Source organism: Paenochrobactrum gallinarii, from assembly GCF_014205685.1.
GTDB lineage: Bacteria > Pseudomonadota > Alphaproteobacteria > Rhizobiales > Rhizobiaceae > Paenochrobactrum > Paenochrobactrum gallinarii.
In genome coordinates this window covers 75,845-95,306 of record NZ_JACIIU010000006.1, presented here as the reverse complement: position 1 = coordinate 95,306, position 19,462 = coordinate 75,845, and the positions used below count along the sequence as shown (strand labels likewise).

The following is a 19,462-nucleotide window of genomic DNA, read 5'->3' as shown; positions in this document are numbered from 1 at the left end:
GAACCTCTTTTAGATAAATTTTCGGCAAGCTAACGCGAATAGAGGCGATTATCTATCATTTTTTTTAACAGAAACAGCACCTCTTGCACCATCATGCTTGCACAGTCGCCTCCAACTGATAAAAGACCAAGTAACAAATATATTTCACCGACCCTTTCAGGCCGTCATCCGGCTGATTTTGCATCGAACGGAAGTTAATTATGAGCAAGTTGAAAGACGTTAAAAAAGTCGTTCTCGCCTATTCGGGCGGCCTCGATACATCCATCATTCTGAAATGGCTGCAAACCGAACTGAATGCAGAAGTTGTTACTTTTACTGCTGACCTTGGTCAGGGTGAGGAACTCGAACCTGCACGCAAAAAAGCAGAAATGCTCGGCATCAAAGAAATCTATGTTGAAGATGTCCGTGAAGAATTCGTTCGTGACTTCGTATTCCCGATGTTCCGCGCCAATGCTGTTTATGAAGGCGTGTATCTGCTCGGTACTTCCATTGCACGCCCGCTCATTTCCAAGCGTTTGATTGAAATCGCTGAAGAAACCGGCGCTGATGCCATTGCCCATGGTGCAACCGGTAAGGGCAACGATCAGGTGCGTTTCGAGCTTTCAGCTTATGCGCTTAATCCTGATATCAAGATTATCGCTCCTTGGCGCGACTGGGCTTTCAAGAGCCGTACAGACCTGCTCAACTTTGCTGAACAGCACCAGATCCCTGTTGCAAAAGACAAGCTCGGCGAAGCACCATTCTCCGTTGACGCCAACCTGCTGCACTCTTCATCCGAAGGTAAAGTGCTGGAAGATCCGGCAGTTGAAGCGCCTGAATATGTGCATATGCGCACTATTTCGCCAGAAAATGCACCAGACAAGCCAACCATCATCAAGATCGGCTTTGAAAAAGGTGATGCTGTTTCCATCAATGGCATCCGCATGTCACCGGCAACCATTCTGGCCAAGCTGAACGACTATGGCCGTGACAACGGCATTGGTCGTCTTGACCTCGTGGAAAACCGTTTTGTTGGCATGAAGTCACGCGGCGTTTACGAAACACCAGGCGGCACCATCCTGTTGGCTGCCCACCGTGCGATGGAATCCATCACCCTTGACCGTGGCGCTGCCCACCTCAAAGATGAGCTGATGCCACGCTATGCAGAGCTGATCTATTACGGTTTCTGGTTCTCACCTGAACGTGAAATGTTGCAGGCCGCCATCGACCTCAGCCAGCAGCATGTTGAAGGTGAAGTGACCCTGAAACTCTACAAGGGCAATGTTATTGTCACCGGCCGTGAAAGCGATAAGTCGCTTTATTCCGATGCTCTCGTTACCTTTGAAGACGATCACGGTGCTTATGATCAGAAAGATGCAGCAGGCTTCATCAAGCTCAACGCATTGCGTCTGCGCACATTGGCTGCACGCAACCGTCGCTAATCCTGATCGAATAAAAATGAAAAGCCCTTGTCGCATCGCGGCAAGGGCTTTTTTATATCCAGGATTGCTTCTATTTCAGCAAATCCAGCATTTTTTCTTCATCAGGACGCAGTGTCAAAACGCGGACGCCATCAGCAGTCACGGCCACGGTATGCTCAAACTGAGCGGATAGTTTTCCGTCCTTAGTCATCACCGTCCAGCCGTCTTTTTTGGTTTTCACCCGCGCCGTTCCCTGATTAAGCATCGGCTCAATGGTAAAGGTCATACCTTCGCGCAACACCACGCCGGTGCCGGCCTTGCCAACATGAATAATGTCCGGTTCCTCATGCATTTCGCGACCAATACCGTGGCCGCAATATTCGCTCACCACGCCATAGCCATGCCCCTTGGCAAAGCGCTCAATCGCATGGCCGATATCACCAACCGTTGCGCCAGGACGCACGACAGCAATACCCTTCCACAAAGCTTCATAAGTGCTTCGCACCAGCTTTTCCGCATAAGGCGCTACGGCACCAATCATATAGGTTTTGCTGGAATCAGCGATAAAGCCATCTTTCTCGAGCGTAATGTCGAAATTGATGATCTGACCATTGGCAATCACATCCTTATCCGACGGCATACCATGGCACACAACTTCGTTGCGCGATGAGTTCAGCACATATGGATAATCATACTGCCCTTTGCTGGCAGGGCGTGATTTCAGCTCATCAACAATGTAATCTTCCACCATATTATTGACCTGCATAGTGGTCATGCCCACCAGCGGTAAACGGTCGATAAAGGTGAAAACATCTGCCAGCAAACGGCCGGAAGCGGCCATTTTTTCCAGCTCTTCAGCGGTTTTAATCATGATAATCTTATCGCAATCTGCCCAAGATCAACCTTGGCGTTGCGCAACTGCATCTGAACAATTTCATTAAAGGTCATCTCGGGATGGGCTTGCGCCAACATGCCGATTTTCATCCAATATTCTGCCTGCGCATTGATAGAACGGCACATCACATCACTGGCTTTACGCAGCTCTTCGTGCAGCTCATCATTAATTTTTACAATACCCATATTTCTACCAATATATGATTCATATACGAAACATATATTGATCAGCTTTTAAAAAATCAAACCAAAATTTAATGTAAAGAAATGGCGACAAAAACCGCACAATAATGCAGTGCAGCACCGGTTGCGACAAAACCATGCCAAATAGCATTTTGAAAACGCAACCGCTCCCAGACATGAAAAATGACACCGAGTGAGTAAACCACACCACCTGCGGCAATCAGCCAGAGGGTAGCCGGCGACAATACCTGAAACAGCGTGTCATAAACCAAAATCCCGCTCCAGCCCAAAGCCAGATAAAGCCCAATCGACAAGCGATCAAAACGGGCAGGCCATAAGAGTTTAAGCGCTACACCCATGAGTGCCACCACCCAGACAAAGCTCAATAAATATGAGGCTTTGCCGCCTGTCTGCATCAAAAAAGGTGTATATGTTCCGGCAATCAGCACATAAATGGCGGCGTGATCAAAACGGCGTAAAAACCATTTCACCCGCGATACCGGCCAGATATTGTAAATGGCCGACATCGTTAAAACCAACACCAGCGACACTGCATAAATGGCAATTGCAAAAGATTTAGAAAACGGCAAAACGGGCAGATAAAAAATCAACAGGATCGCGGCACCAATCACCGCGAACGTTACGCCCAGCACATGAATAATACCATCCGCCCATAATTCAGCGCGCGTGTAATTCCATGATGGATTGGGTTTCATTGTCATTGCCATGCTTCCAGCTTGTTCTTTCGACACGCAAACACACAGCAATATTTAAGCCGTCATCTGCACGACATAAAGATGTCGCGCAATTATGACATGGTCATGACTTGGAATTTTTGAACTTTATTTACGCGCCGGACGCAGACCAGTTTCTTCCAGCAAGCCTTTGCGCTTGGCATCATAATAATAACCGCGCGCGTAGAACTTAACTGCCTGACTTTCATCGCCTTCAGCAACTTTATAGGCGCCGGAAAGATATTTAACCGCATATTTGAGATTGGTTTCAGCGTCCAGCAAACCACTGGCCGCACCACGATAACCCATCCCGCGCGCTGTTGGATGGCTGATCTGCATCAGCCCCCAATATGGCCCGTTGCGCGCTGCCGGATTGAAACGGCTTTCGCGGTGCACAACACGGCGCACCAGACGTTCCGGCACTTCATAAGTGGCAGCATATTTCTGGATCAGCTCATCAAGGCCGGTCGGCGCATTGGCCGGTGTTTCAAAAGCCAGATTAGCAGCGAGTGACCCGGGCGAAGTTTCCGCAGGCGTTGCCGCAGCATAGGCCATGGCCGGAATGGCTGCTTCGCGTGAAGTCGGCAAAGGAGCAGACTGCTGCAAGCTTGCAATCTGCGTGGCGGCTGCTGTTTCTGCGGCCACTTCAGATGCTGTTTTGGCAGCGTCACCCGTGCTTGCCGAAGCCGCCGAAGCAGATGCCCCTTCCGCAGCAACAGATGATAATAATCCTGTCTGTGATGAGCCGCTCTCACTGGTCGTATTGCAACCGGTTAAAACCAACCCCAGCGCCGACACCGTTAATGCAAGTGAAAAACCACGCAACAACGACCATAGCTTTGTCTGGTCACGAAAAACGAGAGCAGTCATCTAAAACCCTTACGCTTCAAAATCACTGGTGAGGCGTTTTTCAAGCTCCACCAGATCTTCAGGAAGCGGCAGACCACTGGCCTTCAAAGCATTGAGCTTTTCATGCAAAGTTTCACGAATTTCGTGCGCATCTTCCGGCTGATTCACCATCTGCTCAAATAAGAGCGCCAGTTCTGCCTTGATGTCCTCAAATGCCATGACTGTTCCTTTGCAACGTAAAAGCTCGACCAAGCGGAATCTTTTTCAGCCCTTTGAACAAGGAGGAACCTACCACGTAAATAAGCATTTGCGAAAGAGCAAAGCGTGTAACCTTGATAAAATCAATATTACACGCTGTTAGAATAAGGCTGAAACACGCGCAATCAGACCACTTTGCAGTGCACGGTTCCAAGTTTATCAATGCCGCCTTCAATAATATCACCACGCTGAATAGCGCCAACTCCGGCCGGTGTTCCGGTGAAAATGAGGTCGCCAGCTTTCAATTCAAACAGGGAAGAAAGATAAGCAATGCTCTCGCCCGCTTTCCAGATCATCTGATTGAGATCACCGCTCTGGCGTGTTTCACCGTTGACTTTCAACCAGATGGAACCCTCGGAAAGGTGCCCCGCTTCATCAACACGCACCAGATCACCACAAGGTGCCGAATGATCAAATGACTTGGCTGTTTCCCATGGGCGGCCGGCTTTTTTGGCCACGGCTTGCAAGTCACGGCGCGTCATATCAATGCCCACCGCATAGGCATAAACATGATTAAGCGCATCTTCCACGGCAATGTCGGCGCCGTCTTTACCAATTGCCACCACCAGCTCAATCTCGTGATGCACATCATTTGTCTGTGACGGATAAGGAAAATCAGCGCCGCCTTCCACCAGACAGTCAGGACTTTTCTGGAAGAAAAACGGGAAAGAACGGTTGGGATCACCACCCATTTCCACCACATGGTCAGCATAATTTTGACCAACGCAATAAATACGATGCACCGGAAAGCGTTCATCAATCCCTTTTACAGGCAGGCTTGCCTGCGGCTGAGGCGCGAAAACATAAGTCTGTGACATGGAATATCCTGTCTTTGCCAAGCTGCTTTTTAAAGTGTCATGATTTAGACGTATAAAAGCTAAGCGCACAAGTCCGAAAGATTAAACTTTTGCAAAGGTTTAAGCGGGATAAAATAAAGCAGCTATACAAAATAAAAATTGCTTTCATGCAACTAAAGCGGCAGACACGGATTATTATCAAACCAGCGCAATATTGATATCATAACACCAGCCGAATGCGCTAAACAGCATTGCAGATCATTCAAAAAACCAAAGAAGAACCGGAGCGCCGTGACAAAGATGAGTGATGATATAGTGATTAAAACTGTAGCAACCAAGCCTTATCTGGATCAGATGCCCGGCACGTCGGGATTGCGCAAGAAAGTTCCGGTCTTTCAGCAGGAAAATTATCCCGAGAATTTCATTCAGTCGATCTTTGATGTCAGCGGTGATGTAAAAGGCAAAAAACTGGTGATTGGCGGCGATGGCCGCTTTTATAATGATCAGGTCATTCAAAAAGCCATCCGTCTGGCCGTTGCCAACGGCTTTGGCCATGTGATGATCGGCCAAAATGGTATTTTATCGACGCCAGCCGTTTCTAATCTGATCCGCAAATATAAAGCGCTGGGCGGCATTGTGCTTTCTGCCAGCCATAATCCGGGCGGCCCGAAACAGGATTTCGGCATCAAATACAATATCAGCAATGGCGGCCCCGCACCGGAAAAATTCACTAATGCAGCCTTTGAGCGCTCAAAGGTTATTGATCAATATCTCACTGTTGAAACCAGCGACATTGATTTAAGCCAGATCGGCAAACATCAGATTGGCGCGACCACCATCGAGATTATCGACAGCGTTGCCGATTACGCCGAGATGATGGAGGACATCTTCGATTTTGATGCCATCCGCGCCTATATCCAATCCGGTTTCACCCTGCAATTTGATGCGATGCACGCCGTCACCGGCCCTTATGCCAAAGAGATTTTTGAAAAGCGTTTGGGCGCAGCTGAAGGCAGTGTCATCAACGCCGTGCCCCTGCCGGATTTTGGCGGCCAGCATCCTGATCCAAACCTGATTTATGCCAAGGGTCTTTATGATCTGCTGATGTCGGATAATGCCCCCGACTTTGGTGCGGCCTCTGACGGTGACGGCGACCGTAACATGATTATCGGACGCGGTATGTTTGTAGCACCTTCCGATTCTCTCGCAGTCCTTGCCGCAAATGCGCATCTGGTTCCGGCCTATTCAGCCGGATTAAAAGGCATTGCCCGCTCGATGCCGACAAGCTGTGCGGCTGACCGTGTGGCAGAAAAACTGAAAATCGGCATGTATGAAGTTCCGACCGGCTGGAAATTCTTTGGCAATCTGCTTGACCATCAAATGGCAACCATTTGCGGTGAAGAAAGTGCCGGAACAAGTTCCGATCATGTGCGGGAAAAAGACGGGCTTTGGGCCGTGCTGCTCTGGCTCAATATTCTGGCCGTGCGCCGCCAAAGTGTGGCCGATATTGTCAATGAACATTGGCGTCATTTTGGCCGCAACTATTATTCACGCCATGATTTTGAAGGCGTCGATACGGAAGTTGCCAACAAGGTGATGCAGCGTCTGCGTGGTGAGCTTGCCTCACTGGCTGGCACCAGCATTGATGGTCAAACTATCGAGAAAGCCGATGATTTCGCCTATCATGATCCGGTTGATCAATCGGTCAGCGCGCATCAAGGCATCCGCATTTTGTTTGATAATGGTTCGCGCATTGTTGTGCGTCTGTCAGGCACCGGCACCACAGGCGCCACCATCCGCATTTATATTGAACGCTATGAAGCAGATGAAGATAAGCTGGCGCTCGACACACAAGAGGCTTTGGCCGAACTGATTGCGATTGCAGAAAAGATCATACAGGTCAAAGCCATCACCGGCTTTGAAACCCCGACTGCGATCATTTAAAGCATAAAAAAAGGCCGGTTAACCGGCCTTTTTTATATCAATCAAAAACAATATTGGGTGCCTGACGACCACTGCCGCCCTCACCTGCATTGATATTGTCCCAAACCTTTTTAGCGATATCACGGTAGATTTTTGCGTGTTCGCTTTCTGGTTCTTTCGCCGTGATTGGTGTTCCGGCATCCGAATAAGCACGCACATCCATATGCAAAGGCACTTCACCTAAGAACGGTACGCCGATACGTTCGGCTTCCGATTTGGCTCCGCCATGACCGAAAATATCATAACGCGCACCCGTATCCGGCGCGATAAAGTAGCTCATATTTTCCACCACGCCCAGCAAAGGAATTTCCACTTTGCGGAACATGTTCAGGCCTTTACGCGCATCAATTAGTGCCAGATCCTGTGGTGTGGAAACAATGACAGCACCGGAAAGCGGCACTTTCTGCGCCATGGTCAGCTGCACATCGCCGGTGCCCGGAGGCATATCCACCACCATCACGTCGAGATTGCCCCAGTTCACTTCGCGCAGCATTTGCGTCAGCGCTGAAACCACCATAGGCCCGCGCCAGATCATCGGCGCATCTTCATCTACCATGAAACCCATCGACATCACTTTGATGCCATAGCGCTCCATGGGCTCAATACGCTTATCGCGGGTTTGTTCCGGCTGACCGGAAATGCCCAGCAAACGCGGCATCGACGGGCCGTAAATATCGGCATCCAGAATACCGACCTTCAAACCATTAGCCTGAAGACCGAGCGCCAGATTGACGGTGGTGGTGGATTTTCCCACCCCGCCCTTGCCCGAAGCTACAGCGATAATATGTTTAACACCCGGCACACCGGCTTTAGGCGGCAATGTTGGTGCCCCTTGCGGACGACCAGCCTGTGGCTGAGCTGCCGAACTAGCCGGACGCGCCTGCGGGCGTGGCGGCGGCGCATCATCACTGGTACGGCCACCGATTTTTTCAGCCGTCAGCGTCACCAGCGTGCTTTTAACACCCGGAAGGCTCGAGACCACTTTTTCAGCCATGCTACGCAGCGGCTCCAGCGCCTCAGCACGATCCGACGGCACAGTGATGGAAAAGAACACTTTACCATCGGCTATAAAAATATCCGAAACCAATCCCAGCGAAACAATATCGCCTTTAAAGTCCGGCCCTGTGACCTGCCGGAGTTGGGAAAGAACCTGTTCGCGCGTTACACCTGACATTGAGCCTTCATCCCGCATCATCATTTTGATACATATAGGGATAAAGCAGTTTGCAGGAAAAGGCCAACCCCTCAAAAGCACTTCACTGCAAATTCCGCTTATAGCCGCTTACCTGTGCTTCATTGCCATTTCACACGGGAGTGTTAAAACAGGCCAAACCATATCAGGAGCACTTTATGGCTAAAGCTATTCACAGTATGATCCGCGTGTTTGACGAGCAGAAATCAGTTGATTTTTATGCACGCGCCTTCGATCTTAAAATTGCCGAACGCATTGATTTTGAAGCCTTTACGCTCGTCTATCTGCGCAATGACGAAAATGATTTCGAGCTGGAACTGACCATCAATAAAGACCGTGAGACAGCTTATGATCTGGGTGACGGTTATGGCCATCTGGCCTTTGTCGTCGATGATTTGGATGCAGAACACAAACGCGTGACCGATTTGGGTTTTGCACCACGCGACATTGTGGAGTTTAAAAATGGCGACACACTCGTTGCCCGTTTCTTCTTCATCAGCGATCCGGACGGATACAAAATCGAAGTCATCCAGCGCGGCGGGCGCTATATTTAGCCCTTGGCAAGAGTACCTGTTCCAAGCTAAATATGCCTGTCATTACAGCAGATTGAATCCGGCAGAGGTTGAATGGTGCGAAACGCAAAGACAAAAACAGCATTTCTGATACGCTTTTTAAGCGTATTAGCGCTGTTTTTTGTCGCTTTTGCCCATAAACCAATTGAATTACGCGCGACAGAAAATTCAGAATTTTTACGTGCGGAATTCAGGCTGCCGGATGGTACTTTTCCGGTCATCTGCCTTGATAGCACACGTGATATAAACGGCAAACCCGGCGAAGGCCGTCATCTGCATGTGGCAGATTGCGATGCCTGCCGCCTAACTGCCAAGTTCATTTGTCCTGCGCCCGATGTTTCAAACGCCGCAGTGTTCCGGCTTGCTTTGGCTCATGGCGATATTTTACCTGAACCAGCCATGCGCCGTGCTGTCTACCCGCCGGCTGCACCTCCACGGGCTCCACCCGCCGCCTGATTTTTTCAAATTCCAAAAATTGCGCATGCCAGCAAAGCACTGCGCAACTAATAATTATTAAAAATCAGGATATTAAAATGTCAGTACGTTTTTTGGCAGCTACATCTGCCGTCGCGCTTCTCATCAGCCTTTCAGCCGCTCAGGCCCACTCGCATAACCCGGCTAAACACGAAGCCAATGCGCAGACAACCGAGCATGCCCATAAAAAAGATGGTCATGGGGAAAAAGAGCATGAAAAGCACGGTCACGACAGCCATGCTATGCATGCACAGCCGGTTAAGCTTGGTGATCTGACACTTAACAATCCGGCCGTACGTGCCACTGTCCCAGGCGCCAGCGTTGCCGGTGGCTACATCACCATCAACAATGGCGGGAAAGAAGCTGACCGCCTTATTGCGGCCTCCACTGCCACCGCTGATCACATTGAAATCCATGAAATGTCCATGGAAAATGACGTGATGAAGATGCGCCAGCTTAAAGACGGCCTGGAAATTCCTGCCGGTGAAACGGTCGAGCTTAAATCTGGCGGTTACCATTTAATGCTGATGAAACCGGCCAAACCATATGTGGAAGGTGAAAAAGTACCGGTCACTCTCGAATTTGAGAAAGCCGGCAAAATCGACATGGAATTTAATGTCACATCCGCCAAAGGTAAGGCTGCTTCCGGGCATAGTCACCACTAAATGATTTTAGCCTCCAAACGCTGAAAACGTTAAAAAATGCCGGATAAAGCCGCACGCTTTAACCGGCATTTGATTATCGCAACTATTTTAAAAAAAGTTTCAACAACGTGCCCTCTTACCGCCTTGGTTGCACTTTAACATCTGTAGTCGCGCAATTTGTCACAGCGCTTAAGAAAAGCGGCCAAGGCACTTTTCAGCTAAAATAATATTTGCTACTAGCAATGCAACAAACATGACTATTTTAGTCTAGAATAATTCTAAACTATTGAAATATAAAGAAAATACCTAAATTTCATTTGACAGATTGAAGAATCCAGCGTTCTATATCTGCAAATGAGCCTGACAAAGATGAATTCCTCATCTCAGTCAGTTTCGTTCAACCTTTAATGTCTGGGCCTTGAACCCGTTCGATTGGAGGACCTTATGTTTGGTCTTAAAAAAGACCGTTACATTGCGGAAAACGGATTGCAGCTGCAATTCCTAGCCGTAAGCAATGGTCAGCGCATATTAGCTTCTGCCTCTGGGGTTACGCCTTTTGCAAAAGCCCCTTATTCATATCACTGGGTTGCAGATAAAGCCTGTGAAGCAGCTCCGCGGAGGCTCGCATGAACCCGCGTATTGCCGAATTAAATGGTAGCAACACCTCATATTTTGACCGCATGCCGGAACGGCTGGTGCTGGAAGGTTATCGTCGCTGGATTGCAGGCTTCGAAACAGGCTCTGTGCTGCCATGGGAAATGACCTGGGCACTTTATAGCGATGCAGTTGGTGTTGATGCCAGCAAAGGTCTGATTGCAGAACTGTCGCAATTTGTGCGCGTACTGCGTCATTGCGCTTTATGCCCGCTGCATAGTTTCCCGTTTGATTCCCATCAGGTGTGTCAGGCTGAATGCTTAACCCTCGGGCTCATTTCCGCCATGCAAAACGGTGACCAAGTAACGATTGATGCCTGCCTTGGCTCTATCGCCTGCAAAAGCCGCTGTCTGGAAGTGGAAAAAGCAGCGCAGGATTTTGCTGATGCCCTGATGGCAGCAGATCAGATTTTGCTGCCGATACCGACAAATGCATTGATGAGTGCGCTTAGCCGCACATCGGCAGTGACCGTACATTAGAGTTCAATCGTGTATGAGGCGGTGCGGTCTTAATCAGTTGCCCCAATCCTCCCCCAGCCCTTAAGACTGACACTTAAGATACGCATCGCCGGACGACCAGTTAACCCCAAGCATTTGAGCGCAGTCTCCTCAAATGCCTCACACAACGGAGTGTGTTATGCTTGCCAGTACTGAAAAACGCCTCGGTCTGATTGCGGCTTCAGCTTTGACAGCAGCCTCACTGCTGATGATGAGCCAGCAGCATCCGATGACCACTTATAAAATGGCTGCAACCACAGCCACCACAGTTGTCCAGACAGTGGCAGAAACAAGCCTGCCGCAGCCTGCCAAAATGGTGATGAATTTTACTGATACACAACAGAGCGGCCAACACGTAGCAATGCGTTAAGCCTGCAGCACTTTAATCACCCAAACTTGTTAAAGTGCGCCGGATGGGGCTTTTCCTGACCTCTGGCCTCATCCGGAATTTATGAGATATCATCAGGCGCGCACAACGATCGGCGCTTTGCCTTCAGTGCGGTTATAGAGATCGATAATATCCTGATTCATCAAACGGATGCAGCCGGACGACATTGATTGTCCGATCGACCACCATTCCGGCGAGCCGTGAATACGATAGCCGGTATCCTGCCCGTTTTGGTAAATATACAGCGCACGTGCACCGAGCGGGTTTTGCGGCCCCGGCTCCATACCATTACGATATTTTTCCAGCTCCGGCTGGCGTTTAATCATTTCCGGTGGCGGTGTCCAACGCGGCCATTGCTTTTTATATTGCACATTGGCACGTCCCGACCACTCAAAGCCGGCACGACCAATCCCAACGCCATAGCGCAGAGCATCACCGCCCGGTTGCACCAGATAGAGATAATGATTGGCTGTATCGACAACAATCGTGCCTGGTGCCTCTCCGGTCGGATCAGGCACGATCTGACGGCGGAACTCTTTGGGTACTTTTTCATAGGGAATGGCAGGAAGGTTATAAGAACCTTCATTCACCGCCGCATACATCACATCCGGCGTGGTGATGGCTTTATCAACGCTGATCTGCGGACGCATCGGCGAAATGCCGCCGGTGCTCATCGGATCAACATCCATCTGAAAAGCCGACATATCCATCGACTGACAGCCAGCAATCGCAGTTAAAGCGAACGAGCCGGAGCCCAGCAGAAATATGCGACGGGTAAAATGCGCGTCAAGCTTCGCCATAAGTGTTTTCCGGTCATCATTAGTATGGGGTATGACCTTGCGCTTTTATGGTTTAAGAAGCGTTAATCCGGCAGGCAGATCAGCTTAAAAAGCCACCTGCCGGATCACAAAACAAAACGCTTTATGGCTTAGTAATCACGCTCATAAAACACACCAGCGCTGGAATTACCATCCGAGCCGACAGATGCTTTGGCCTTCAGATGACGGCTAATATCCATATTAACCGTACCCTTGGTCGCTCCCGCTGAACCGGCTTCAACGCCCAGATAGATATTATCACGGATATAGGTACCGGCGCGCACAGCGGTATTACCCTTCTGGTCGGTCACCACATCCAGATCATCCAGCCCGACGCCCTGACGGATACTACCCATCAAAGAGGTGCTCTTGCCACCAGCAAGCTCTGCCGCAGCAGCGGCCAGCTGTGCAATCTGGAAGGGCGACAATTCACTGATCGAACGATTGAAGAGCAAACGCGCCAGAACTTCATCCTGCGGTAATTCAGGTTGCGAACTAAAAGAGATGTCGAGATTATCGACAGTACCTTTAACCGTTACCAGTACGATGATGTCATTGCCTTCAGTGCGTGCAACAAAGTTGACCTGCGGATTAAGATCACCAATCAAGGTCACCTGTCCTTCGTCAAAGGTGATACGCTGCCCCATAATGCCGATACGACCACGCAGCAGATCAAAACCACCGACAGGCTGGATATTGGTCACAGGGCCGGTCAGACGCAAGCGTCCGCCCAGTTCCGTATCCAATCCACGACCACGAACAAAGATCTTGTTCGGAGCGTTGACCAACACATCAAGCTTGGCAACGCTTGGACGCGCGGAAGGGGTAGGAATTGGTCCTTTGCGGGTTTCAACCTTTGCCCGTGTGAGTGTGCGCATCACCGCAAGCGGTGTGTTGATATGATTGACATTGATGCTGGCCGCACCACCGCCCATGCTTTCCGGCACGGAGATTTCTGCACGCTCAATATCAATGCGGCCACCAATCAGCGGATCACGCAGCAACGGACCGGTAATCGACAAACCACCATTAACGGTTGCCACCACCAGCGTGCCATCAGCATATCGCGCACGGTTAAACTTGATTTCAATATTGGCAGGCATTGCAGCTGCCACATTGGTGGAAATCGTACCGCTGGCGCTCAGTGAACCGCCACTACCCAGATCAGCACTGACCTGACGCAGCGAAATGGTTTCACCGTCCAGACTACCCATCACATTGATATTGTTAAGACGGACATTGGTTTCCGGATCAATGAACTGCGCGCCATTGGTTGAGAACATACCGCGCAATTGCGGACGATCAAAACTACCTGAGACCGAAGCGGTCAAAGACAGTGTACCGCTCGCCTGCGAACCACGATCAGCGATAAAGCGATTGGCAAGCGCCAAAGGCACATTACCGGTCACATTAGCACCCAAGCCCTGACCGGAAAGCGGCACTTTACCACTGGCGCTGACATTCAGGCCTTTTGGCCCGTCAACTGTCAGACTGGAGAAGTTAACTGCCTGTCCGGCAAATTCACCGGCTGTATTGAGTGTTAAAGGCGCCAATCCGTTTTCACGCAAAAATGACGTTGAAAGCTCATTGCCCTTCAACGAGAACTTGGCATTCGGATTTTGCAATGTGCCGGTCACACGTGCTGTGCCCGTGACAAGCCCGCGCAAATCCTGCCCCTTTACCGCACCGTTCAAAACAGTGAGCGGCAATTGGGTGAGGTTCACATCCAGCGCCAGTTCGCCCTTGCCCAACGGCACACCACCATTGGCACGCACATCAATGCCACCACCGCCAAAGACGCGCGCATCAACATTGAGACGATTATTGGCTGACGTGCCTTTCGCATCTGCATCCAATGCTGCAATGCCCTGCTTTTTCAATTCAGCAGCGGTCACACCGCGTGCCTGCAAATCAAAACGGACATCCGGCGCATCGGCAGTACCAGTGATATGGGCTGTACCATTAACGATACCGCCAAGACCCAGAGCCGGCTGAACCGCATTGGCAAGCGCCAGCGGCAAGTCAGAAACAGCAACAGACAAATCAAACTTATCTGCCAGACCGCCATTCACTTTAACCTGACCACTATTGCCGCCATTGCTGGCATTAATCAGGACGTCGCCAAAGGAAATACGGCCATCATTCATGGCAATATCAGCAGGTGCTGCAAGGCTTGCATTAAGCTGCGCCTGTTTCACCTCTGCTTTTGCCAAGCTTAACAGGAAGCCGCCATCTTTTGGCTCCAGCGAACCGGCTGCATTGGCAACGGTGCCGATTGCAAGCTTGGTATTGGCGGTAAACTGTGTTTTCGAGCCTTGAGCATTCGCTTGCGCATCAAGCGTATCAATACCGAAATCACCAAGTTTGACTTTGCGTGCAGTTGCCTGACCATCAACAACCGGAACGCCCAGCAAATCCTGCGCTTTCATTGCAATATCGGCAGAATCAATGTGGTTGCCATTCGCCTTCAGGCTTTTAACTGTCGCATTAACCACGGCATTCTGGGCTTCACCATTATGATCAAGGCCGATTTCAGCTTTGACACTACCAGCCGCTTCAACCAGAAACAGCGCGGCAGCAGTGGAAACATCCGGTGCATCAACCTGCAACTGACCTTCAAACAAACCTTTGGCGGTCTGCGTGACATTACCACGAACTTCGGCACCACCTGCTTTAAAGAGCAAGTTGCTCAGACGTTTTTCATCATCGACCAGATCCACTAAAGTGGACAGATCAACACGCTCGCCATTAAGAAAAGCATGACCGGCAAGCTGACCATTCAGCACAGTGCCGGTTTTCGAATTGCCATCCATCACAGCGTTAAAGTCAAACGCACCATTGCTCAGCTTTTGGCCGGCCAATGTTCCTTCAGGCGCAGCCGCACGAATAGCAACAGCAAACACGCCGTCATTGCCACGCGCACTGCCTTTGACAGTCAGTTTACCTGATGTCTGATCGGAGACATAAGCCATATCGCCAAGCGAGGCTGCGAAGTTGAAATCCGCATCTTTACTGGCAAATACGCCATTGGCTGTCAGTTCTGTCTGCTCGTTACCGAGACGGAAATTACGGGCTGCAAAACCTTCCGGCCCACGCGCAATACCACCTGTCAGACGTGTCTGTCCGGCCAGCACTTTATCCGCGGCCTCAATGCCGGTGCGCATGCCATCCGCACTACCATCAAGATCAAGGTCAAAAGCGCCGGTCAGAGGCTCGATTTTGCCTTTGGCTGTCAGATGCAGCGCACCGCCAAGATCACGTCCGGCCAGCGCACCAAATGGAGACAGGCTCTCAATTGCTGCATTGATATCACCCTTAAAGTGATTGTCCTCAATGATGCCTTTCAGGCTCAGCTTGGTATCCTGCGCAATAATATCGGCACGGTTCAGATCAACCGGCTGACCGGCTGTCCATTGACCATTGATCAAAAGTTCGATTTTTTCGCCAAGCGCTTGTGCCAAATCATCATGCGGAGAACCAAGGCCGCCAACATTACCCTTCACATCAAAACTAATATGACGGGCATCAGGCTGATCGAGGTTTTCGGCCACACCACCCATATCAAAGCTGATATGATCACTGGTAAGGTCAGCAGTTTTAAGCTTAGCGACATCAAGACGGCCAACCCAGTCATTGGTCGGGCGGTCACCAAATGCAAGCTGGAAACGGGCATTAGCGACAGAGGTTTCACCGCCCGCAACCGGCAGCAAAACGCGTCCCTTTTCAGCGTCAGCCAGTGTAAGATCCACACGCAGACGATTTAAGAAGCCGTCTTTGCCACTTTCGGCAGAAGCCGCAAGTTTCAAGGCTGCGCTATCGAGAGCCAGATCATCAAGGCGCATACCGCCTTCATCCTTAATCAGGCCAAGTGCTGACAATTTAGTATCTGCACCAAAGAAATCACGAAACTGCTGCGGCACCAAAGCTGCAATCGGACCATTGAGGCGAGCGGTAAAAGCACGACCCTTATCCTGACCGGAATCTTTACGATCCACGGTCAGAGCGCCGGTCAGAATACGTTTGTTATCGGCATCAAGGTTCAGATCAATCTTGAGATCATCAAGAACGCCTGCGCCCTGCACATCCAGCTTCATCGGAGGTCGGCCATCGATCTTCAGCACATTGGCAATGATACCATTAGCCGGTTCTTCCGCCTGTAAATTCAGATCAAGCTTTTGCGTGCTGTTGGTAAAGTCGGCTTTAAGGTCAAATTTACCACCCGGACCGTCAAGACGATCGATCGCAAATTCAGACTGCAACGAGCCATCAGCCAGCGCCAGTTTGCCCTTGGCAGAAACTTCAGATTCAAGACCGAAAATATCTTTGCCGAAATGGATTTTAGCAATATCAAGCTGATCCAGATGCACGGACAATGGCAGCTCCGGCACACTGAAACCAGACGATTCAGGTGACGGCACATTGCTGTCCGGCAATGGGGTGCGGAAAAAATCCACACGATCAGCCGAAAGATTCTGAATGCTCAAATTGCCGCGCAAAAGTGCCAGACGGCTCCAGTTCAGGGTTGCATTTTCAATACGCAGCCACACACCTTCACGGTCGGCAACAGTGATCGCGCCAACTTTAGCTTCGGAAGACAAAACACCATTCAGACCAGAAAATGAAATTCTGCGATTAGGCGCGGATAATTGATTTTCGATGAAGGATAGAAAATACGACTTCTCTTCCTCCGCCTGATCCTGTGCAAAGGATGGCAGAGCAAACAGAAGAACAAAAAGAAGTGTCAGTAATCGTGTCAAAACGACTGTCCTATACCCACATAGAAAGAAAATTTAGGATCGCCTGAGCCGCGATTGAGCGGCACGGCTGCATCAAGGCGGATGGGGCCGAGGCCTGTGTGATAACGCAAACCGCCACCAACACCAACGCGCAGCTTTTCAGAGAAGTCCGGATAGGATTTCTCACCAACATAGCCCGCATCGGCAAAAGCCACCACGCCAATGGATTCGGTCACCTTAGCGCGCACCTCACCCGATGCCTCAACCAATGAACGACCACCAATGATTTCGCCCGTTGATGTTTCAACACCAACATTGCGATAAGCATAGCCACGGATGGAACCGCCACCACCTGCAAAGAACAATTTATCCGGCGGCAATTCACTGATATCAGCACCGACAATCGAGCCAACTTTGGCACGGCCTGCAAACGTTACGCGATCACCTTTGCCAAAGCTGTAATAAGCGCGGCCTTCAGCGGTGAACTTATTGATGAAATTACCATAAGTTGCCTCATAAAACGGCTCAAGAAAGAGCTCGCCATAAAGGCCGTGCTTGGCATCATTCTTGTCATCACGACCATCATAAAGCAGGCTGCCTTGCAGACCAATCGTCGTGAACCGGCGCTTGCCGTGATAATCATCGCTAAAGTGCGACCGCCCGACATTGGCATAAGCACTGCCGGATAATTCATCCGAGAAGATATGCGTAAAGCCGCCCTTAAGGTTTACCGATGTTTCCGTATAGGCGTCGATTACTTCACGACGCGCATTCAGTCCGGCAACAAAATCCGTATCCGGCGTAAAGACTCCCGGCTTGGTAAAGCTTGTGCCGAGCAAATAAGTATAGTTCTGCGGATTGAACGATTTTTCCTGCGAACCACCAATGCCGCTGACCTTACCTTCAACGCGCAAACGCTCGCCTTTGCCCAGCAGATTGCGGTGCATCCAGTAAGTTTCAGCTCCGAAACCATCCAGAGTTGAATAGCTGCCACCAATACCGAAACGGCGCGGTTTACGCTCCTGCACATTGAGTGTCATCGGCAAAGTGCCGTCCGGATTAATCTCTTCGGCTTCCTGAAAACTCATTGCACGGAAGACTTCCATGCGTGCCAAACGCTTTTTAGCACGTTCCAGATCTGCCGGATCAAAATCTTCACCTTCTTTGAGGCCGGTCATCCATGCCACAAATGCGGGATCCATCCGCTCTGTTCCTTCAACAGTCACAGAGCCATATTGCGCATGCATACCCGGTTCGATGGTAATTTCTGCCGAAACCTTATTACCCTGATGGTCGGCTGTGACCTCTTCATCAGACATGCGAGCCTTAGCATAACCCTGCTGGCGCCATGCTTCAACGGCCAGACGCTCAGCACGCAAGATCGTGCCGGACTTCGCCACAGCCCCATCAACAAAGCCTGATTCTGCTGGTGTCTTCACCTGATCACGACGCGGCTTTGCCGGTGGCGGCGCCATATTCACAATGCTCGCACGCGAAAACAAAAATTGCGGGCCCGGATCAACATTAATTACAATATTGACGTGATCAGGCATTTCCGCATCAGGCGGAATATCGCTGGCCTCACGGCCATTCACTAAAATGGAAATCGTACCGCCATAGCGCCCTTCATTATAAAGGGCTGCCAGAATGCGGCGATAGTCACCCCGCGCCTTAGCGAGCAAACCTGCTGAGCCGGATGCAGGCTTCTCCTGATCGGCAACCAAACCGGATGCACCCTCAATAATTTCCTTGCTATTATCCGCTTTACCGTCCGGATTAATCTGAACGCCGCCGATAACCACTTCAACATCATAATTTTTTGGTTCTGCGATCACAGCATCAGGATCATTTACCGGCTTTTTCTCGCCCCATAAATGAATGCCGAAAAGTTCAAATGCTTGTGCCGGAGAAGCAAGGAAAGGTGAAAGCTGGGCAGCCATCAGCAATGCCAGTACGCTTGCTTTGTAAATTGGCTTTGCCTTCAGTCTCATATGCTTGTGCATTCCTATACTAAACTTATACGAACAGACTGAACCGGATAAATTTCTTCAATAGAAACCTTATCTGTTCGACCTGTATTTGTCGATTGCAGCAGCATGATTTTCACTGCGCAATGCTCTCACCCGACAGAAACACAAGATCAAAAATCACGCTCTATCGAGATATACAGTGAATAGCACGGGCATGGTTAACGGGCGCACAAGAGAAGACGCAATTCAACTTTTAGGTGAATAAAGAGTTAACGCGAAATGCAGGCATATCCGGCACATTTGAACGGCCGGACAAACCCTTATAAAATATAAGCAATTTCTGAATTACTGATTTTTGAGCGCAAGTTTTGTGCCAGATATTGTTTACAAAAAACGCGCTCAAATTGATGGAAATCATA

17 protein-coding genes are annotated in these 19,462 nt (G+C 50.1%); 7 read left to right on the top strand and 10 right to left on the bottom strand.

What is annotated here, in order from left to right; genetic code table 11:
• Positions 1-200 precede the first annotated feature (200 nt).
• On the top strand, positions 201-1,421 hold the full coding sequence (locus FHS77_RS08445; RefSeq protein ID WP_184222301.1) for an argininosuccinate synthase: 1,221 nt from the start codon (positions 201-203) through the stop codon (positions 1,419-1,421).
• 70 nt (positions 1,422-1,491) lie between these two features.
• On the opposite strand, the gene map is transcribed toward FHS77_RS08445, so the two are convergent.
• From map to FHS77_RS08415, 6 genes are all read right to left on the bottom strand, one after another.
• Complete coding sequence (gene map, locus FHS77_RS08440) at positions 1,492-2,271, bottom strand: type I methionyl aminopeptidase (protein ID WP_184222299.1); 780 nt, start codon at positions 2,269-2,271, stop codon at positions 1,492-1,494.
• Complete coding sequence (locus FHS77_RS08435) at positions 2,268-2,480, bottom strand: ParD-like family protein (RefSeq protein WP_184222297.1); 213 nt, start codon at positions 2,478-2,480, stop codon at positions 2,268-2,270. The genes map and FHS77_RS08435 overlap by 4 nt, the downstream gene beginning before the upstream one ends.
• A 68-nt stretch (positions 2,481-2,548) precedes the next feature.
• The gene (trhA, locus tag FHS77_RS08430) at positions 2,549-3,199 is read right to left on the bottom strand and encodes a PAQR family membrane homeostasis protein TrhA (RefSeq protein ID WP_184222295.1); all 651 of its coding nucleotides are present in this window, start codon (positions 3,197-3,199) and stop codon (positions 2,549-2,551) included.
• A 120-nt stretch (positions 3,200-3,319) separates the two neighbouring features.
• Positions 3,320-4,081, bottom strand: a complete 762-nt coding sequence (locus FHS77_RS08425; RefSeq protein ID WP_184222293.1) for a lytic transglycosylase domain-containing protein — start codon at positions 4,079-4,081, stop codon at positions 3,320-3,322.
• A gap of 9 nt (positions 4,082-4,090) precedes the next feature.
• Positions 4,091-4,279 carry a hypothetical protein gene (locus FHS77_RS08420; protein WP_184222291.1) on the bottom strand — a complete coding sequence of 63 codons (189 nt, stop codon included), beginning with the start codon at positions 4,277-4,279 and terminating at the stop codon, positions 4,091-4,093.
• A gap of 164 nt (positions 4,280-4,443) precedes the next feature.
• The gene (locus FHS77_RS08415; RefSeq protein ID WP_184222289.1) at positions 4,444-5,136 is read right to left on the bottom strand and encodes a fumarylacetoacetate hydrolase family protein; all 693 of its coding nucleotides are present in this window, start codon (positions 5,134-5,136) and stop codon (positions 4,444-4,446) included.
• Positions 5,137-5,427: 291 nt separating this feature from the next.
• On the opposite strand from FHS77_RS08415, the gene FHS77_RS08410 reads away from it, so the two are divergent.
• Positions 5,428-7,059, top strand: a complete 1,632-nt coding sequence (locus tag FHS77_RS08410; protein ID WP_184222401.1) for an alpha-D-glucose phosphate-specific phosphoglucomutase — start codon at positions 5,428-5,430, stop codon at positions 7,057-7,059.
• A gap of 37 nt (positions 7,060-7,096) precedes the next feature.
• On the opposite strand, the gene FHS77_RS08405 is transcribed toward FHS77_RS08410, so the two are convergent.
• Positions 7,097-8,272: an Mrp/NBP35 family ATP-binding protein gene (locus tag FHS77_RS08405; protein WP_184222287.1), complete on the bottom strand. Its 1,176-nt coding sequence runs from the start codon at positions 8,270-8,272 to the stop codon at positions 7,097-7,099.
• 176 nt (positions 8,273-8,448) lie between these two features.
• On the opposite strand from FHS77_RS08405, the gene FHS77_RS08400 reads away from it, so the two are divergent.
• From FHS77_RS08400 to FHS77_RS08380, 5 genes are all read left to right on the top strand, one after another.
• Positions 8,449-8,844: a VOC family protein gene (locus FHS77_RS08400; protein WP_184222285.1), complete on the top strand. Its 396-nt coding sequence runs from the start codon at positions 8,449-8,451 to the stop codon at positions 8,842-8,844.
• 72 nt (positions 8,845-8,916) lie between these two features.
• Positions 8,917-9,318 (top strand): hypothetical protein, encoded by a 402-nt coding sequence (locus tag FHS77_RS08395; RefSeq protein ID WP_184222283.1) that lies wholly within the window; start codon positions 8,917-8,919, stop codon positions 9,316-9,318.
• Between the two features lie 77 nt (positions 9,319-9,395).
• Complete coding sequence (locus FHS77_RS08390) at positions 9,396-10,001, top strand: copper chaperone PCu(A)C (protein ID WP_184222281.1); 606 nt, start codon at positions 9,396-9,398, stop codon at positions 9,999-10,001.
• A gap of 605 nt (positions 10,002-10,606) precedes the next feature.
• A complete protein-coding gene (locus FHS77_RS08385) occupies positions 10,607-11,113 on the top strand; it encodes a hypothetical protein (protein ID WP_184222279.1) in 507 nt (168 codons plus the stop codon).
• Between the two features lie 157 nt (positions 11,114-11,270).
• Positions 11,271-11,501, top strand: a complete 231-nt coding sequence (locus FHS77_RS08380) for a hypothetical protein (RefSeq protein WP_184222277.1) — start codon at positions 11,271-11,273, stop codon at positions 11,499-11,501.
• A 92-nt stretch (positions 11,502-11,593) separates the two neighbouring features.
• Here the strand turns inward: FHS77_RS08380 and FHS77_RS08375 are convergent, their stop codons facing one another.
• The 3 genes from FHS77_RS08375 to FHS77_RS08365 all read right to left on the bottom strand — a co-directional run bounded on the left by FHS77_RS08375 (position 11,594) and on the right by FHS77_RS08365 (position 19,064).
• Positions 11,594-12,319 carry a L,D-transpeptidase gene (locus FHS77_RS08375; RefSeq protein WP_184222275.1) on the bottom strand — a complete coding sequence of 242 codons (726 nt, stop codon included), beginning with the start codon at positions 12,317-12,319 and terminating at the stop codon, positions 11,594-11,596.
• A gap of 128 nt (positions 12,320-12,447) precedes the next feature.
• A complete protein-coding gene (locus FHS77_RS08370; protein ID WP_184222273.1) occupies positions 12,448-17,094 on the bottom strand; it encodes a translocation/assembly module TamB domain-containing protein in 4,647 nt (1,548 codons plus the stop codon).
• On the bottom strand, positions 17,091-19,064 hold the full coding sequence (locus FHS77_RS08365; protein WP_184222271.1) for an autotransporter assembly complex protein TamA: 1,974 nt from the start codon (positions 19,062-19,064) through the stop codon (positions 17,091-17,093). The genes FHS77_RS08370 and FHS77_RS08365 overlap by 4 nt, the downstream gene beginning before the upstream one ends.
• Positions 19,065-19,462: the final 398 nt, after the last annotated feature.

Coding starts and splice junctions, on each gene's coding strand:
- FHS77_RS08445 (WP_184222301.1), top strand. CDS start 201: ATGAGCAAGTTGAAAGACGTTAAAAAAGTCGTTCTCGCCTATTCGGGC.
- map (WP_184222299.1), bottom strand. CDS start 2,271: ATGATTAAAACCGCTGAAGAGCTGGAAAAAATGGCCGCTTCCGGCCGT.
- FHS77_RS08435 (WP_184222297.1), bottom strand. CDS start 2,480: ATGGGTATTGTAAAAATTAATGATGAGCTGCACGAAGAGCTGCGTAAA.
- trhA (WP_184222295.1), bottom strand. CDS start 3,199: ATGACAATGAAACCCAATCCATCATGGAATTACACGCGCGCTGAATTA.
- FHS77_RS08425 (WP_184222293.1), bottom strand. CDS start 4,081: ATGACTGCTCTCGTTTTTCGTGACCAGACAAAGCTATGGTCGTTGTTG.
- FHS77_RS08420 (WP_184222291.1), bottom strand. CDS start 4,279: ATGGCATTTGAGGACATCAAGGCAGAACTGGCGCTCTTATTTGAGCAG.
- FHS77_RS08415 (WP_184222289.1), bottom strand. CDS start 5,136: ATGTCACAGACTTATGTTTTCGCGCCTCAGCCGCAGGCAAGCCTGCCT.
- FHS77_RS08405 (WP_184222287.1), bottom strand. CDS start 8,272: ATGTCAGGTGTAACGCGCGAACAGGTTCTTTCCCAACTCCGGCAGGTC.
- FHS77_RS08400 (WP_184222285.1), top strand. CDS start 8,449: ATGGCTAAAGCTATTCACAGTATGATCCGCGTGTTTGACGAGCAGAAA.
- FHS77_RS08395 (WP_184222283.1), top strand. CDS start 8,917: ATGGTGCGAAACGCAAAGACAAAAACAGCATTTCTGATACGCTTTTTA.
- FHS77_RS08390 (WP_184222281.1), top strand. CDS start 9,396: ATGTCAGTACGTTTTTTGGCAGCTACATCTGCCGTCGCGCTTCTCATC.
- FHS77_RS08385 (WP_184222279.1), top strand. CDS start 10,607: ATGAACCCGCGTATTGCCGAATTAAATGGTAGCAACACCTCATATTTT.
- FHS77_RS08380 (WP_184222277.1), top strand. CDS start 11,271: ATGCTTGCCAGTACTGAAAAACGCCTCGGTCTGATTGCGGCTTCAGCT.
- FHS77_RS08375 (WP_184222275.1), bottom strand. CDS start 12,319: ATGGCGAAGCTTGACGCGCATTTTACCCGTCGCATATTTCTGCTGGGC.
- FHS77_RS08365 (WP_184222271.1), bottom strand. CDS start 19,064: ATGAGACTGAAGGCAAAGCCAATTTACAAAGCAAGCGTACTGGCATTG.